Annotated in this window: 15 protein-coding genes; 4 read left to right on the top strand and 11 right to left on the bottom strand. The window is 73.8% G+C overall.

Features of this window, described 5'->3' with window-relative positions; translation table 11 throughout:
• Window positions 1-93 precede the first annotated feature (93 nt).
• A complete protein-coding gene (locus O7546_RS30420; RefSeq protein ID WP_194802086.1) occupies window positions 94-2,154 on the top strand; it encodes a SpoIIE family protein phosphatase in 2,061 nt (686 codons plus the stop codon).
• Window positions 2,155-2,352: 198 nt separating this feature from the next.
• Here O7546_RS30420 and O7546_RS30415 read toward each other — a convergent pair whose 3' ends face one another.
• A complete protein-coding gene (locus O7546_RS30415) occupies window positions 2,353-3,783 on the bottom strand; it encodes an FAD-binding oxidoreductase (RefSeq protein WP_228532554.1) in 1,431 nt (476 codons plus the stop codon).
• Between the two features lie 100 nt (window positions 3,784-3,883).
• On the opposite strand from O7546_RS30415, the gene O7546_RS30410 reads away from it, so the two are divergent.
• Both O7546_RS30410 and O7546_RS30405 read left to right on the top strand, forming a co-directional pair.
• Window positions 3,884-5,977, top strand: a complete 2,094-nt coding sequence (locus O7546_RS30410) for a S9 family peptidase (protein WP_194802088.1) — start codon at window positions 3,884-3,886, stop codon at window positions 5,975-5,977.
• 15 nt (window positions 5,978-5,992) lie between these two features.
• Entirely contained in the window at window positions 5,993-6,133 is a 141-nt protein-coding gene (locus tag O7546_RS30405) for a hypothetical protein (RefSeq protein ID WP_194802089.1), read from the top strand.
• Between the two features lie 5 nt (window positions 6,134-6,138).
• Here the strand turns inward: O7546_RS30405 and O7546_RS30400 are convergent, their stop codons facing one another.
• From O7546_RS30400 to O7546_RS30385, 4 genes are all read right to left on the bottom strand, one after another.
• Complete coding sequence (locus tag O7546_RS30400) at window positions 6,139-7,650, bottom strand: FtsX-like permease family protein (RefSeq protein WP_269697989.1); 1,512 nt, start codon at window positions 7,648-7,650, stop codon at window positions 6,139-6,141.
• Window positions 7,647-8,348, bottom strand: coding sequence for an ABC transporter ATP-binding protein (locus O7546_RS30395; RefSeq protein ID WP_281600323.1), 702 nt, complete (start codon window positions 8,346-8,348; stop codon window positions 7,647-7,649). Before O7546_RS30395 ends, O7546_RS30400 begins: the two co-directional genes overlap by 4 nt.
• On the bottom strand, window positions 8,345-8,881 hold the full coding sequence (locus O7546_RS30390; RefSeq protein ID WP_194802092.1) for a PadR family transcriptional regulator: 537 nt from the start codon (window positions 8,879-8,881) through the stop codon (window positions 8,345-8,347). Before O7546_RS30390 ends, O7546_RS30395 begins: the two co-directional genes overlap by 4 nt.
• A gap of 71 nt (window positions 8,882-8,952) precedes the next feature.
• Window positions 8,953-9,519, bottom strand: coding sequence for a TIGR03086 family metal-binding protein (locus O7546_RS30385; protein ID WP_269697988.1), 567 nt, complete (start codon window positions 9,517-9,519; stop codon window positions 8,953-8,955).
• A 31-nt stretch (window positions 9,520-9,550) separates the two neighbouring features.
• On the opposite strand from O7546_RS30385, the gene O7546_RS30380 reads away from it, so the two are divergent.
• On the top strand, window positions 9,551-10,339 hold the full coding sequence (locus O7546_RS30380) for an AraC family transcriptional regulator (RefSeq protein WP_194802094.1): 789 nt from the start codon (window positions 9,551-9,553) through the stop codon (window positions 10,337-10,339).
• Window positions 10,340-10,365: 26 nt separating this feature from the next.
• Here the strand turns inward: O7546_RS30380 and O7546_RS30375 are convergent, their stop codons facing one another.
• From O7546_RS30375 to O7546_RS30350, 6 genes are read right to left on the bottom strand one after another with little or no spacing between them, the layout of a single operon-like run.
• The gene (locus tag O7546_RS30375; RefSeq protein WP_194802095.1) at window positions 10,366-11,904 is read right to left on the bottom strand and encodes a SpoIIE family protein phosphatase; all 1,539 of its coding nucleotides are present in this window, start codon (window positions 11,902-11,904) and stop codon (window positions 10,366-10,368) included.
• Between the two features lie 2 nt (window positions 11,905-11,906).
• Window positions 11,907-13,253 carry a sensor histidine kinase gene (locus O7546_RS30370; protein ID WP_281600322.1) on the bottom strand — a complete coding sequence of 449 codons (1,347 nt, stop codon included), beginning with the start codon at window positions 13,251-13,253 and terminating at the stop codon, window positions 11,907-11,909.
• Complete coding sequence (locus O7546_RS30365) at window positions 13,250-14,263, bottom strand: SpoIIE family protein phosphatase (RefSeq protein ID WP_281601196.1); 1,014 nt, start codon at window positions 14,261-14,263, stop codon at window positions 13,250-13,252. Before O7546_RS30365 ends, O7546_RS30370 begins: the two co-directional genes overlap by 4 nt.
• A complete protein-coding gene (locus O7546_RS30360) occupies window positions 14,260-14,679 on the bottom strand; it encodes an ATP-binding protein (protein WP_120572138.1) in 420 nt (139 codons plus the stop codon). The genes O7546_RS30365 and O7546_RS30360 overlap by 4 nt, the downstream gene beginning before the upstream one ends.
• The gene (locus tag O7546_RS30355; RefSeq protein ID WP_194802097.1) at window positions 14,676-15,086 is read right to left on the bottom strand and encodes an STAS domain-containing protein; all 411 of its coding nucleotides are present in this window, start codon (window positions 15,084-15,086) and stop codon (window positions 14,676-14,678) included. Before O7546_RS30355 ends, O7546_RS30360 begins: the two co-directional genes overlap by 4 nt.
• Entirely contained in the window at window positions 15,086-15,946 is an 861-nt protein-coding gene (locus O7546_RS30350) for an STAS domain-containing protein (RefSeq protein WP_194802098.1), read from the bottom strand. The genes O7546_RS30355 and O7546_RS30350 overlap by 1 nt, the downstream gene beginning before the upstream one ends.
• Window positions 15,947-15,964 lie beyond the last annotated feature (18 nt).

Here is a 15,964-nt window from a genome sequence, read left to right as displayed (position 1 = left end):
GCGTGTGATCGCGCGTCACGTGCGGTATCGCCCCGGATGGTGGGTTCGCCGGGACGCTTGGCACCCGGGGTGGGCGCGGTGGAGGATACGAAGGTGTCAGCGGAGGCAGGGCCTGCTAGCGGCGGCGCGGACGAGCGCGTCCGCCGGGTCCGCCTCCCCGCCGACCGCCGCACGCCGGCGGCGGCCCGCGCACTGGTCCGCACCATGTTGCTCGAAGCGCGGCTGCCCGAACTGCTGAACGAGGCGCTGCTGCTCACCACCGAGCTGACCACGAACGCCGTCGAGCACGCGCGTACCGAACTGGACATCGAGGTCGACACCGACCGCGACGGCCTCACCGTGACAGTCACCGACTTCGCCTCCGGCCCGGTCGACGAGCTGATCGTGGGCGTGCGCAACACCACGTCCGACATCACCGAGGTCGCCGCCCGGGGGCGCGGGCTGCTGCTCGTCGACCACTTCTCCAGCCGGTGGGGCACGACCTACCTGCCCACCGGCAAGGGCGTCTGGTTCCGCCTCGACCGGCCCGGCCCGGGTGGGTCCGCCCGGCCGTCGGCCGGCCCGCTGCGCGTCGTCGAACCGGACCGGACCGGCGACGGTACGCCGAGCGCCGCGGCCATGAGCGACCTGATGCAGCTCACCCCTGACGCGTACGCAGACGAGCCGCTGCCCGAGTTCGCCGTCGGACTGCTGACCCGGGTCGCCGAGATGGTGGGCGCCGCCGGTGGCACCGTCCGGCTGGACCGGGGCGACGGACTCGGCACCCAGGTCTTCGCCCGGTACGGCCGGCCGCCTCGCGAGGGCAACGAGCTGCTGCGCGTACCGCTCGCCGTGCACCGCCCGTACGCCGGGGAGCTGGAGCTGGACGCGGCGCCCTCGGCGTACGCCCGGCCGCTCGCCGTACTGGCCGCCGAGCGGCTGTCGCTGCACCTGGAGAACGACCGGCTGCGCCGCGCCGACGTACGCCGCTCCACCTGGCTGACGTTCCTGGCCGAGGCCAGCGAACTGCTCGCCCAGTCGCTGGACGTCGAGCTGACCATGGCACTCGTCCCGCAGCTCGTGGTGCCCCGGCTCGGCCAGTGGTGCGCCGTGCACACCACCGACGAGTGGGGCCGGCTGCGCCTCGCCGCGTCGAGCCACGCCGACGAGGCGATGCTGCCGCAGCTGCACCGGATCCTCCAGGAGACCGGCCCGGACTCGATCCAGTCCCGGCTGCGCGAGGCGTCCCGCAACGCCGCCCAGGTACCGCTCGGCGGACCGATGGAGGGCTTCGCCGTACCCCTGATCGCCCGTGGCCAGCGGCTCGGCACCCTCGCCGTGGGCCGGCACCAGCGGCAGCGGCACGACCCGGACGAGGTGTCGGTGCTGGAGGACGTGGCCCGCCGCGCCGCCCTCGCCATCGAGAACGCCCGCATCCACGCCGAGCGCCGCCGGGTCGCGCAGACGCTCCAGCAGTCGCTGCTGCCACCGGTGCTCCCGGTGGTCGAGGGCATCGGCTTCGCCGCCGAGTACGTCCCGACCGGCGACGACGCGGAGGTCGGCGGCGACTTCTACGACGTGCTCCCGCTTCCGGACGGCCGCTGGCTCGTGGTAGTCGGCGACGTATCAGGCAAGGGCGTGCAGGCCGCTGCCGTGACCGGCCTGGTCCGGGACGTGATCCGGGTGCTCGTCGGTGACGGCAAACCGCTGCCCGAGGTGCTCGGCCGACTCAACGAGACGCTCGTGGAGCGCGGCGGCGGACGCTACTGCACGCTGGCGCTGGCGGCTGTCGCACCCGGCGACGGCGACCAGCTCGACGTCTCGCTGCACCTGGCCGGCCACGACCGCCCGGTGCTGCTGCACGGCGGTGGAGGGGCGACGTTCGTCGGGGTCGGCGGTACGGCGCTGGGCCTGCTCGACACGATCACCACCCCGACCGCCGAGCTGACGCTCAAGCCCGGGGACGCGCTGATCTTCTACACCGACGGGGTCACCGAGCGGCGGCGCGGACGCGAGCTGTTCGGCACCGACCGGCTGCGCGAGTCGGCGGCGCCGCTGGCCGGGTACTCGGCCGACGTGGTGGCCGCCCGGCTGCGCGCCGCCACGATCGCGTTCTCGGTCGAGCCCCCGCGCGACGACATAGCCATCCTCGTCCTCCGAAACGACACCCCCTAGCCCTCCCGCCCCGCACCCGCACCCGCACCCGCACCCGCACCCGCACCGTCGATCATGAAGTTGACCGCTCAATTCGCCCGTTTCCTCCCCGTCAACTTCATGGTCAACCCACTTCGGCACGCCACGGACGCCTCGATCACCGGGGCGAGGCCAGGCAGGGCCGGGCGGGGCGGGCTGGCGCCGGGGAGGGCGAGGCGGTCAGAGGCCGCCGGGGAGGCGGCCGGGGGCCAGGCGGTGGTGCGGGTCCAGGTGGGCCTTGGCGCTGCGCAGGCGCGGCAACGCTGGCAACTCGCCCCAGAGGTCCACGGCACGGCGTACCGCCGCCGGCGCGGCCACCACCACGCACCGGCCCCGCCGGGCGATCAGCACGCTGCGGACGGCGGTGAGGATCGAGGCGACCCGCTCGGGCGGCAGCGCGCCGGACAGTGCCGCGTGCACGGTGCCCGAGCCGGCCGAGCCGCGTACCGGCACCGGGCCGCCGGTGGCGTCGCGCAACGCGTAGACGGCGGCGTGCAGGTCGCCTATCGGCACCTCGATGCGCAGCGCCGTGTCGCCGGGCGCGAACGGGTAGCGCCCCCACCATTCCGGCGCATGGTGACCGACCATCGCCTCGGCACCGAGGACGGCGGTGAGCCGCTCGGCCCGCTCGGCCACGTCGGCCGGGCCGCCCTCCAGCAGCACCACCAGGCTGCCCGCCGCCGGTCGCCCGGTCACGGCCGGGTGGTCGGGGCGGTTGACCACCGACGGGTGCGTGGCCGGGATGCGACGCCGGGGCAGCGGCACCGGCACCGGCAGGTCCAGTTCGACGGCTGCCGGGTCGACGTCGGCGGCCAGGACGGCCCGGACCAGGTCGTGCACCTCCAGCGGCGTCCACACCGGACGGGACACCCAGAGCCGCCCGGCCGGCACGGCGTGCACCCGCATGGTGGCCGAGACCAGCACGCCGAGCCCGCCCTGCGAGCCGCAGAGCAGCCGGGCCACGTCGAGCCCGGGCACCTCGCCCCGGCCGAGGATCGCGTCCCCGCCACCCGGCCGGCCGGCGCCGCCGCCCGGGGCGGCCCGGCCGAGCGCCTCCGTGCCGGACTCGCCGACGCTGACCAACTCGCCGTCGGCGTCGAGGTAGCGCACCCCGACGAGCTGGGCGCACGGGCTGCCGTGCCGGTGCCGCAGCGGACCGGACTCGTCGGCGGCGAGCACCCCGCCGAGCGTCGCGCCCGGCGAGGGCGCATCGACGGGCAGCCGCCGGTTGGTGCGCGCGAGCGTGGCCTGGACCGCGCGCAGCGGCGTACCGGCGCCGATCTCGGCCACCGCCGCGTCGCGCGGCGCGTGCCAGACCCCGGCGAGGCGGCCGGTGTCGAGCATGATGTCCACCTGCGCCGGGGCGGCACCCCAGTCGATCTTCGTGCCGGCGCCGCGGGGCACCACTGTCAGGTCGTACGCGGCGGCCAGCCGCAACACCTCCGCCGCGGCGTGCGGACCGCCCGGCACTGCCACCCACCGGGCGGTACGGCCGGCCACCTCGTCGGCCGGGCCGGCGAATCGGGCGAACGGTTCGCCGCAGATCGCGGCCAGCTTCCGGGTGATGTCGAGGGCTCCGAGCCGAGGGGTGGAACGTGCCGCATCCGCCATGCCGATTATCGTACACATGTTCGAAAGGCCTGGCGGCGAGTCGCGGGTTTCGGTCGGCGGGCGAGCCCGGCGGCGGCCCGGCGACCGGTAACGTGGCGCCGTGACCGAAACCCCACCGCCCGTCGCCAAGCGCGTCCCGTCCGAGCGCGTCCACCACGGTGACACCGTGATCGACGAGTACGCCTGGCTCGCCGTCAAGGACGACCCGGACACGATCGCGTACCTGGACGCCGAGAACGCGTACACCGAGGCGCGCACCGCCCACCTGGCCGGGCTGCGCGCGGAGCTGTTCGAGGAGACGCGCCGGCGCACCCAGGAGACCGACCTGTCGGTGCCGACGCGCAAGGACGGCTACTGGTACTACACCCGCACGGTCGAGGGGCAGCAGTACGGCGTGCACTGCCGCCGCGCGGTGCGGGCGGGCGAGACGGCGCCCCCGGTCAGCGTGGACGGCGCCCCGCTCGACGGCGAGGAGGTGCTGCTCGACGGCAACCAGCTCGCCGAGGGGCACGACTTCTTCTCCCTCGGAGCGTTCGACGTCAGTCCGGACGGGCGCTGGCTGGCCTACTCCACCGACTTCTCCGGCGACGAGCGCTTCACGCTGCGGATCAAGGATCTGACCACCGGCGAGTCGCTGCCGGACGAGGTGCCGGACACGTTCTACGGCACGGCCTGGTCCAGTGACGCGTCCACGCTGTTCTACGTGACGGTGGACGAGGCGTGGCGGCCGAACCGGGTCTGGCGGCACACCGTCGGGACGCCGTCCACCGAGGACGTGGTGGTCCACCAGGAGGACGACGAGCGGTTCTGGGTCGGCGTCGAGCTGACCCGCTCCGAGCGCTTCGTGGTCATCGACATCCACAGCAAGATCACCAGCGAGGTGTGGGTGATCCCGGCGTCCAACCCGACCGGTGCGCCCGCCGTCGTGGCCCCGCGGCGTCAGGGCATCGAGTACGCGGTGGAGCACCACGGCCACCGCTTCCTGATCCTGCACAACGACGGCGCGGAGGACTTCGCACTCGCGTACACCTCGGCGGACGCGCCGGGTGAGTGGGAGCCGCTGATCCCGCACACGCCCGGCACCCGCCTGGAGGCGGTCGACGCGTTCGAGAACCACCTCGTGGTGTCGCTGCGCGCCAACGGGCTGACCGGCCTGCGGGTGCTGCCGGTGGGCAGCGACGACAGCTGGGACATCGACTTCCCCGAACCGATCTACAGCGTCGCGCTGGACGCGAACCCGGAGTACCGCACGAACGAGGTGCGGCTGCGCTACACCTCGTTCGTCACCCCGGACTCGGTCTACGACTACGACCTGGTGACCCGCGAGCTGACGCTGCGCCGGCAGAAGCCGGTGCTAACCGGGCCGGACGGGCGGGCGTACGACCCGGCCGACTACGAGCAGCACCGGGACTGGGCGCTCGCCGACGACGGCACCCGCGTACCGATCTCGCTCGTCTGCCGCCGCGACACGCCGCGCGACGGCTCGGCGCCCGCCGTCATCTACGGCTACGGCTCGTACGAGGCGAGCATGGACCCGTGGTTCAGGATCGCCCGGCTGAGCCTGCTCGACCGCGGCGTGATCTTCGCGGTGGCGCACATCCGGGGCGGAGGTGAACTGGGCCGGCGCTGGTACGACGAGGGCAAGCTGCTGGCCAAGAAGAACACGTTCACCGACTTCGTGGCCTGCGCCCGGCACCTGGTCAAGGCGGGCTGGACGGCGAGCGACAGGCTGGTCGCCCGGGGCGCCTCGGCCGGCGGCCTGCTGATGGGCGCGGTGGCGAACCTCGCCCCGGACGCGTTCACCGGCATCGTCGCGCAGGTGCCGTTCGTGGACGCGCTCACCTCGATCCTCGACCCGTCGCTGCCGCTGACCGTGACCGAGTGGGAGGAGTGGGGCAACCCGCTCGACGACCCCGAGGTCTACGCGTACATGAGGTCGTACACGCCGTACGAGAACGTGACCACCGTCGAATACCCGGCCATCCTGGCGGTGACCAGCCTAAACGACACCCGCGTGCTCTACCACGAGCCGGCCAAGTGGATCGCCCGGCTGCGCGCGCTCGCACCGGCCGGCGACTACCTGCTCAAGACCGAGATGGGCGCGGGCCACGGTGGCCCGAGCGGCCGCTACGACTCGTGGCGCGAGGAGGCGTTCGTCAACGCCTGGATCCTCGACCGCGTCGGCCGGGCCTGACCCGTTCCGGACCGGATGAGCGACGAGGATCAGCCAGGCCGGCGGGCGCCGGCCTGGCTGATCCTCGTGGTGGTCGCCGCCGCGCTCGTGGTCTGCTGCTGTTCGACGGTGATCGGCCTGACCGTCGCCGGCTCCGCCGGACTGCTCGGCCGCTGACCGCTTCAGCCCGCGCGCAGTTCCTCCACCGAGGTCGCGGCGCGCAGGAACAGCAGGCCGGCCACGACCGTGCCCAGCACCGCCGCCAGCCCGCCCGCCGCGAGCCAGGCCAGCTGATCCCACGGTACGTCCGGCGGAACGGTCGTCTTCGGCACCCATTCGGTACGGGTGTACCGCGCCGCGGTGGCCGGGTCGCCGCACAGTTCCGTGCCGGCGTCGCAGATCGTCCGCGTGAAGCCGCCGTTGCTCGGTGCCGGCATGACGCCCCGGACCAGCAGGTAACCGACCGTCAGCGCGAGCCCGATCGCCGGTACGGCGGGGGCGAGCGCGGCCCAGAGCAGCGACCGGCCGATGGTGGCCCGTGGCACGCCGGTCGCCACCTGCGCCGCGTACGCCCGTCGCCGGCTGGTGATCCCCTCGACCACCGCTACGAGCAGCCCACCGCCGGCGATCGCCATCGCGACCACTACCGCGAGGTCGACCAGGTCCATCGCGCCGAGGTAGAAGCCCGGGTCGGCCAGTCCGGAGCCGGTGCGGCGGGTCACCTCGGCCTCGGCCTGGAAGTCGGCACGCAGTCCCGCGGCACCGGCGCCGAAGATCAGCGCGGCCAGCAGCGCGGCGAAGGTGCGGCTGCCCGCCCACGGGTCGGCGGCCAGCCGGCGGGCGGCGAGCAGGGCGGCCGGGCCGCGTCCGTGCCGGTGCAGCAGCCGGCCGGTCTGGTACGAGATCCAGCCGGTGCCCGACACCACGCCGATCATCGCGGTCAGCCCGCCGACGACGAGCAACGTCGGCACCGGCCAGTCGGGGGCCACCGCGCCACGCCGCTCGTACCAGAGCAGGAGCGGGCGGATCGCGGCGAACATCGCCAGCGCGGCGAGGATGAGCACGCCCGGCCACGGCCAGGGCGCCCGGGTGCGGACCCGGCGTACGACGCCGAACGGGGTGGTGGTGACCCGCCGCAGCAGCAGCGCGCTGACCAGCGCGGCCACCAGCGGCAGGCCGAGCACCACGGCGGCCACGGCCACCGGCGCCGGACGCACGTCGGTGGGCAGCGGCAGCCGCCCGTCGGCGTCGGGCCGGTGCAGCAGCCGGCGCCCGGCCAGGAAGACGGCCAGGCCGACGAGGGTGCCGAGCAGGCTCGCCACGCCCGTCTCGGCGACCGCGACCCGGGTGACCTGCCCGGGGGTGGCACCGGCCAGCCGGAACGCGGCCAGCCGCCGGTCCCGGCCGGGCGCACCGAGGCGGGCGCACTGCCCGGCCAGTCCCAGCACCGGTACGCAGAGCAGCAGCACCGCGAACGCGACGCCGGGACGTAGGCCGGGTTCCCGCAGCAGGGCGTTCGTGTACTGGTCGGACTGCGTCCAGGCATCGCCGGGCGGCTTCACCACCGCCAGCACTGTCAGCGCGGCCAGCCCGGCCACCGTCGCCAGCGCGGCGCTCACCGCGGTGAGCACCACCCGGGCGATGTCGGTGCGGGTGCCTGCAAGCGCGAGCCGCAGCAGCGTGCCCGGCCTCACCGTGATCCGCCCGGCAGCGCCGGGTCGAGCCCGAGGCCGGTGTGGTCGACCATGCCGTCGCGCAGGCTCACCTCCCGGTCCGCGTACGCGGCGATGCGCGGCTCGTGGGTCACCAGCACGACTGTGGAGCGCTGCTCGCGGGCCAGCCGGACGAGCTGGGTGAGCACCTGCTCGCCGGCCAGCGTGTCGAGCGCGCCGGTCGGCTCGTCGGCGAAGATCACCCGGGGTTCGGTGACCAGGGCGCGGGACAGCGCGCACCGTTGCTGCTGCCCGCCGGACATCTCGCCGGGCCGGACGTCGGCGACGTCGGCCACACCGAGCCGGTCCAGCCAGGAGAGCGCCGCCGTCCGTGCCGCTCGCCGCCCCGTGCCGGCGAGCAACAACGGAAGGGCGACGTTCTCCGCCGCGGTCAGCTCGGCGACGAGCTGGCCGAACTGGAACAACACCCCGAATTCGGTACGGCGCAGCCGGGAGCGGGCCGCCTCCAGCCACGTGTCGATCCGTTCACCGCGCCAGGTGACCTGACCGGCGTCGGGACGCAGGATGCCCGCCAGGCAGTGCAGCAAGGTGGACTTGCCGCATCCGCTCGGCCCGGTGACCGCGAGGATCTCGCCTTCGGCCACGTCGAGCGTCACGCCACGCAGCGCGGGCGTGTGGCCGTACGCGCGGACCACGCCGCGCGCTTGCAGGAACGTCACGAGTGCACCTCCCGGTGCCAGTCGGCGACCCGGTCCAGGGTGGTGTGCAGCCACCGGAGGTCGGCGTCGAGGTGGGCGATGGCGAAATCGGCTGCGACCACCTCGTCGAGGCGGGCACCGGGGGCGGCCTTGAGCGCTGTCAGCTCACGCAGCCGCTGCGTGTGCGCCCGGCGCTGGGCGATCAGGTAGCCGCGGGCCTGTGCGGCGTCTGCTACCAGCAGCGCGACGACCACCTTGGCGAACAGCGTGCTCGCCACGTACGGCATCGGTGGTTCGACGGTGCCCAGCCAGTGGTCGAGCGCCGCCCGCCCGTCGTCGGTGAGCGCGTAGGCGGTCCGGTCCGGGCCGCCGTCGCGTTCCTGACCGGCCGGCACGACCAGGCCGTCCCGGTGCAGGCGGGCCAGCGTCGCGTAGACCTGACCGAAGGCGAGCGGCCGGGCCCTGGGCAGTCGCTCGTCGTGCGCGCGCTTCAGCTCGTAGCCGTGGCGTGGCCCGGCGGCGAGCAGCCCGAGCAGGACGTGCTGAGTGGACACCTCCCTTACTATTCGCTGAATGAATAGTGCTGTCAAGAACGGCCCGCGCGGGACAACGCGGGCCGTTCGGATCAGCGGGTCCAGGCCGGATCGCGTCCGGCCCGGCCGAGCAGCGCGTCCATGCCGTCCGGTGCCGCGTCGGTGGGCACCGGCGGGCCGAACGCGCCCATCTTCTGACCCGTGTCGCCCATCCGGTCCATGAACTCGTGCCCCGCCGCCACCACGGCCGGGTCCACGCTCAGCCCCTGACCGGTGGCCCGCGCCAGATCCCATCCGTGAACGGTGAGGTCGATCAGCGCCATCGAGCCGACCGTCTCCTGTGGCAGTCCCATGCCGGGCGACACGCCCTCCTGCGTGGCCGGGTCGGACCACGCCTCGGTGAGCCGAATCGTCTCGGTCGCGAACCGGTCCCGCCAGCCGTCGGTCAGATGATCGGTCTTGCCGGACCAGTCGACCTCCTCCCGACGCGCCAGCGCCTGGAAGTTGACCACCACGTCGAACAGGTGATTGAGCAGGTCGCGCACTGTGTAGTCGGGGCAGGGCGTGGGCAGGGCGAGCTGGTCGTCCGAAATGCCCCGCACCACCGCCGCCGTACGCGGCGCCGCGACGGCGAGCAGCTCACTAGTCTTCGTGCTCATAGGGGCAGCGTATGAGGGCGGTCTTGAAGAAATGCGACACGAACCGCGACGTGACAACCGGGGCATCCTCGATCCCGTCCGGCTGCGGCAGCAGGTCCGGTTCCGGCGCCGGGTGGCCGCGCCGGCGTTGCGCCAGTGGGTGGAGCACTACTGGCTGATCGACTGGGACCTGGACGAGCCGTTCGAGCAACGGGTGGTGCCGCACCCCGCCGTGAACGTGGTGTTCCAGGCGCAGGAGGGCGCGCCCGAACAGGGCGAGATCGCCGGCGTCGACACCGGCCTGTTCGCCGTCACGCTGCACGGAGCCGGCCGGGTCTCCGGCGTCCAGTTCCGCCCGGGCGGTTTCCGGCCGTTCTGGCGGCGCCCGGTCGCCGAGCTGACCGGCCGGCGCGTGCCGATTCCCGACGGGCCGGTCTGCCCGGGCACCGACGACGAGCGCTGCGCGAGCCTGGACGCCCTGCTGACCTCGTGGTCGCCGGTCGCTGATCCGCTCAACGCGGAGGCCACCGCCCTGGTCGAGGAGATCCGCGCCGACCGGACCGTGCTGCGGGTGACCGACTTCGCCCGGCGGCGGGCCGTCTCCGTCCGCCGGCTCCAGCGCCTCTTCCTGGACCACGTCGGCGTCGGTCCGAAGTGGGTGATCCGCCGCTACCGGCTCCAGGAGGCGATCGAACAGGCCGCCGCCGGGCCGCTCGACTGGTCGCGGGTCGCCGCCGATCTGGGGTACGCCGACCAGGCCCACCTGGTCCGCGAGTTCACCGCCGTCGCCGGGGTCTCACCCGCGGCGTACGCCCGCTCGCTGGCCGCCCTGCGACAGTGACGCGGCACGGGCCGCGCCGATGCGGGTCAGCGGCGGCGGACCGCCACCACCGCCACGTCGTCGTGGATCTCCGGCGGGGCCAGCTCGACGAGCAGCCGGCGGCAGAAGTCGTCCAGGTCGTCGTCCACCCGGGTGGCGGCCACGCCGAGCGCCGCCATGCCGTCGTCGATCGTGGCGTCGCGCCGCTCGATCAGCCCGTCGGTGTAGAGCACGAGCGTGGCCCCGGCGGGCAGCACGAACTCGAGGTCGGGCGGGCGCGGCGCGCGTACGCCGAGCAGCGGCGCGGACTGCGTCACGAACTCGACCCGCCCGTCCCGGCTCAGCAGTGCCGGCAGGTGCCCGGCGCTGGCCAGCCGGACCAGCCCGGTCGGCGGGTGGAGCAGCAGGACGCAGATGGTGGCCAGCTCGGCCGGCAGCAGGTTGCGCATCAGCTCGTTGACCCGGTCCAGGATCACGCCCGGCTGGTGCCCCTCGACCGCGTACGCCCGCACCGCGTGCCGCAGCTCGGCCATCACGGTGGCGGCGTGCAGCGAGTGCCCGGCCACGTCACCGATCGCCACCAGCAGGTGCCCGTCGAGCATCACCAGCTCGTAGAAGTCGCCGCCCACCTCGGTCTGCGCGCTCGCCGGCTCGTACCGGACGGCCAGGTCCAGGCCGTTCACGTCGGGCAGCCGCTGCGGTAGCAGGCTGCGCTGCAACGTCACAGCGATCCGGTGCTCCTCGTCGAAGGACCGCTGCGCCTCCACCGCCGAGGCGACCGCCTGGGCGAGTTGCACCAGCACCGGAGTACGAACGGTCTGGGTGGCGGTCGGCACCACCACGTACAGCGGGGCCCGGTCCTCGCGCAGCCGGGACGCGGCAACCGTCACGGTGTCGCCGTCCGGCCAGCCGGCCAGCGCCCAGTTGGCCGGTTCGTCGACGCGTACCCGGGTGCCGATCGGCACTCCGGTGTCGTCCACCACCCACGGCACGATGGTGGCCGGCGTGTGCGGGTCGGACGCCACTCCGGCCAGGCAGTCCCCGTCGAACGTCTCCGCGACCACCGCCGCCGGGGCCTTGAAGATCCGTGCCGCGCCGCTCGCGGCGGCCTCCAGCAGCCGGACGAAGTTCGGTGTCGCGTGCATCTCCACTGTGGCGTCGGCCAGCGCGGCGAGCCGTTCGGCGAGCTGCTCGGCCCGCCGCCGGGCCTGGTAGTAGCGCAGCACCGCGTGGGCGGTGGCGACCAGTTCCTCCGGCTCGATCGGCTCGGCCAGGTAGGCGTCCGCGCCCCGGGTGAGGCCCTGCGCCCGGTCCACCACGTCGACGGCGTGCGCGGAGACGTGGATGACCGGGATCGACTGGTTCTCCGCCTTGATCCGCTCGCACACCTCGAAACCGCTCATGTCGGGCAGCCGGACGTCGAGCACCACGAGATCGATGTGTTCCCGGGCCACCAGGTCCAGCGCCGCCGCGCCGTTCTCCGCCTCGACGGTGACGAAGCCGGCCCGGGTCAGCCAGTTGACCAGCAGATATCGCTTGGGGCCGCTGTCGTCGACCACAAGCACGGTCACCGGCCCGCCGTCCACCGTCACGCTCCGCCCACGGGGAGGGCCACTGTGAACGTGCTGCCCCGGCCGGCTTCGCTGGTCAGCACCAGCGTCCCGCCGAGCAGCATGACCAGCCGTCGCGCGTACGGCAGACCGAGCCCGGTGCCGCCGACCCGGGTCGTGCCGGGCACCTGGTAGAACTCCTCGAAGACCCGTTCGTGCAGCTCCGGCGGAATGCCCACGCCGGTGTCGGTGACCGACAGCGTCCACTGGTCGCCGCGGCGCTCGGCGCGCAGGCGTACCTCGCCGCGCTCGGTGAACTTCAGCCCGTTGTGCAGCAGGTTGCGCAGCACCTGGGCGAGCAGCACCTCGTCCGAGCGCACGGTGGCTGGCGTCGGCGGTTCCTCGACCACCAGTTCCACCTCGGGGCGGGTGGCGAGCGCCCGCAGCGTGCCGCGCAACTGCCCGAACACCGCGCGCAGGTCGACTTCGGACCAGTTCGGCTCGATCCGGCCCGACTCGGCCTTGGCCAGGTCGAGCAGCTCGTTGACCAGCCCCAGCAGGTCGCCTGCCGAGGAGCGGATCAGCCCCACCTGGCGGGCCTGTTCGCCGGTGAGGGGGTCGGAGGCGGAGTCGGCGAGCAGCCGGGCCAGGCCGATGATCGCGGTGACCGGGGCGCGCAGCTCGTGGCTGACGTTCGCCAGGAACCGGCTCTTCGACTCGCTGGCGGCCCGCAACTGGGCGGACTTCTCGTCCAGCTCGGCGTAGAGCGCCACCACACCGCGGTTGGTCTCCTCCAGCTCCTCGGTGAGCTGGTTGTAGAGCGCCATCACGCCCCGGTTGGTCTCCTGGAGTTCGGAGTTGAGCACCGCCAGCTCGTCGCGCTGGCTGCGTACCTCGTCGAGGGCGGCGATGAGCTGCGCGTTCTGGGCGGCCAACTCGTCCAGCGCGGAACCCGGCGCGCGCTCGGCCAGCTCGGCGCGAAGCTCGGCGGCGCGCTCAGCCGTCAGCTCCTCGGCGTGGTCGGGCACTCGTCGGGACATCCTCACGACCGTATCGCCATCGACGGCCACCACCCGCAACGTGTCCACCAGACGCGCGACGGCGCCGGACTGCGGCTCGTACCGTCCGCCGGGGAGCGGACGCAGCGGCGACAGGTCCACCTGGAGGACCAGGCGGCCCACCGCGTCGCGGTCGAGCGCGAACGTGACGTCCGCGCCGTCTGCCCCGTGCAGCAGTTCCCGGGCCACCTCGCTCAGCGCGGTGGCGATCCGTACCTGGTCCTGGTGCTCCAGCCCGACCGCCGCGGCCACCTCCCGGCCCCGCTGCCGGACCAGGAAGATGTCCTGCTCCACCCGGAGCGCGAGGTGCAGGAGGGGTCCGGTCATGCCGCCCCCCGGGCCACCAGGACGCAGGCGTCGTCGCGGCGGACGCCGGCGTCACGCAGCAGCGTCGCGGCGGCCAGCAGCGGGTTGCGCCCGGCGAGCCCGGGATAGTCGTCCAGGTCCCAGCGATCCACCACCCCGTCACTGTGCATGACCAGGGTGGCGTCGCGCGAGAAGGGGTAGTCGTACCCGCGGATCGCCGGACGCTGGTGCCCGGCGATGCCCGGCAGCGAGACCAGCCCGCGCCGCCGCTCGCCCGGCGCCACGATCATCGCGGCGATGTTGCCGAGCCCGGCGTAGCGGAGCACTCCGGCGGCCGGATCCGGTTCGGCCACCGCGAGCGCGGCGCCCCGGGTGTGCGACATGGCGGCGTGCAGGTGCCGTACCACCACGTCCGGCGGCCCGTCCGGCGCGGAGCGGAACGCGGACACGGCGGCACCTGTGGCGGCGGCGGCGAGCGGTCCGTGGCCCAGCCCGTCGGAGACCAGCACCTGCCGCCGGCCGTCGACCTGGCGGACCGCGTACCCGTCGCCGCTGCTCTGCTCGCCGGTGATCGGCCGGGCCAGCCCGGCCGCCCATTCCGGCTCCGGCGGTGCGGTGTCCCAGACCTGGACGACGAGGACCGTGCCCCGGCCCGGCGCCGAGTAGCCGTCGAACCGGCTCGACTGCCGGGTGATCGCGCCGAGCCCGATGCCGAGCGTGCCGGCGGTGGAGTGGCCGTCGACGGAGGAGAGCGTGAGGTCGGCCATGCCGGGGCCGGAGTCGATGGCCACCAGCTCCACCCCGGCGTACTCGCCCCGGCGCGCCGGACGCATCAGCAGCGTGCCCTCGCGGGCGTGCTTGACCAGGTTGCTGGTGAGCTCGGCGGTGACGATGGCCAGATCCGCGACGCGCGCCGCGCTCAGTTCGAGCTGCCGGCCGAGACGTTCGGCCGCCCGGCGTACGCTGCCGGCGGTCGCGCCGGTGTCGACCCGGAACCAGATGCCGTGGTCGGGCACCGCGTCGGCGGTCATCGTGACCACTTGGTGACGGTGATCCGCGTCCCCTCGCCGACAGCCGTCCGGATGTCGAAGTCGTCGACGAGCCGGCGTGCGCCGCTCAGTCCCAGGCCCAGCCCGCCGCCGGTGGTGTAGCCGTCGGTGAGCGCCAGGTCGAGGTCGGGGATGCCCGGTCCCTCGTCGGCGAAGACGATCCGCACGCCGCGCCGGCGGCCGTCTTCCACGGTGCTCACCTCGGCGCTGCCCCCGCCGCCGTAGATCAGCGTGTTGCGGGCCAGCTCGCTGGCGGCGGTGACGAGCTTCGTCTGGTCGACGAGGGAGAGCCGGGCCGCGACGGCTGTGGTACGCACCAACTGCCGGACCCGCACCACGTCCTCGTCGCTGCGGATCGCCTGGGTCGCCGGCACACCCAGGTCGACGCCCGTGGTCATGCCGTCGCCGTCGTCTCGGTGTCCTCGTCGTCGGCCGCCTCGTCCCAGTCGTCGGCGCGGCTGGCCGCGATCAGCTCCATGCCGCGTTCGACGTTCAGCGCGGTACGGATGCCGTTGAGCGACAGCCCCAGCTCGACCAGGGTGATGGCGACGGCCGGGCGCATGCCGACCACCACCGTCTCGGCGTCCAGCACCTTCGAGATGGACGCGATGGTGGACAGCATCCGGCCGACGAAGGAGTCGACGATGTCCAGCGCCGTGATGTCGATGATCACGCCGTGGCAGCCGGTGGCGACGATCCGCTCGGCCAGGTCCTCCTGCAACTGGATCGCCGTCTGGTCGGACATGTCGACCTGGATGGAGACCAGCAGGATGTCGCCGATCTTGAGGATCGGCACGCGTTCCATCAGGACTCCCGCCGCGGGCGGCGAGCGGTGGTCTCGACCCCGGTCAGGCGCAGCACATGGCGCAGCGCGTCGGCGAGGCTCGCCTTGGTGGCGATGTCGCCGAACTCGATGCCGAGGGCGACGATCGTCTGGGCGATCTGCGGGCGGATGCCGGAGATGATGCAGTCGGCGCCCATCAGCCGGGCGGCCACCACGGTCTTGAGGATGTGCTGCGCGACCTGCGTGTCCACCGCCGGTACGCCGGTGATGTCGATGATCGCGTACGGCGAGCCGGTGTCGACGAGCGTCTGCAGCAGCCGCTCCATCACCACCTGGGCGCGGGCCGAGTCCAGCGTCCCGACCAGCGGGACGGCGACCACGCCCTCCCAGAGCTTCACCACCGGGGTGGACAGCTCCAGCAGCTGCTCCGCCTGGTCGGCGATCAGGCTCTCCCGGGCCCGGACGAACGTCTCGAACGTGAACAGGCCCATCTGGTCGACGAGCGCGGAGAAGGCGACGAAGTCGCGCAGGGTCTCGTCGCCCTTCTCCTTCTCCATCAGCTCCAGGAGGGCGTCCTTGCACGCGAACACGCTGATCGCGGTCTCGGTGGCGGAGAATCCCTGGCGGGCCCGGTTGGTGGACAGCTCGGACAGCACCGCCCGCAGCTCACCGCCGTGCTCGTCGGCCAGGTCGGAGACGCCCTGACTGGCGGCGTCGACAAGCGCGCGGTGCAGTTCCTGGACCTGCCGCGCCAGCTCGGCCCGGCTCAGGCGGCCGCGCAGCGAACTCGCGACGATCTCGGTCCAGCGGTTGGTCAACCGGTCCGCGTGCTGACTGAGCAGGTGGGCGAGCCGACCACCCTGTTCGGCGCTCAACGCCATGCTGACCTCCCTGATTTG

This window comes from Micromonospora sp. WMMA1976, assembly GCF_027497335.1.
GTDB lineage: Bacteria > Actinomycetota > Actinomycetes > Mycobacteriales > Micromonosporaceae > Micromonospora > Micromonospora aurantiaca.
This window is presented reverse-complemented; position numbering and strand designations above follow the sequence as displayed.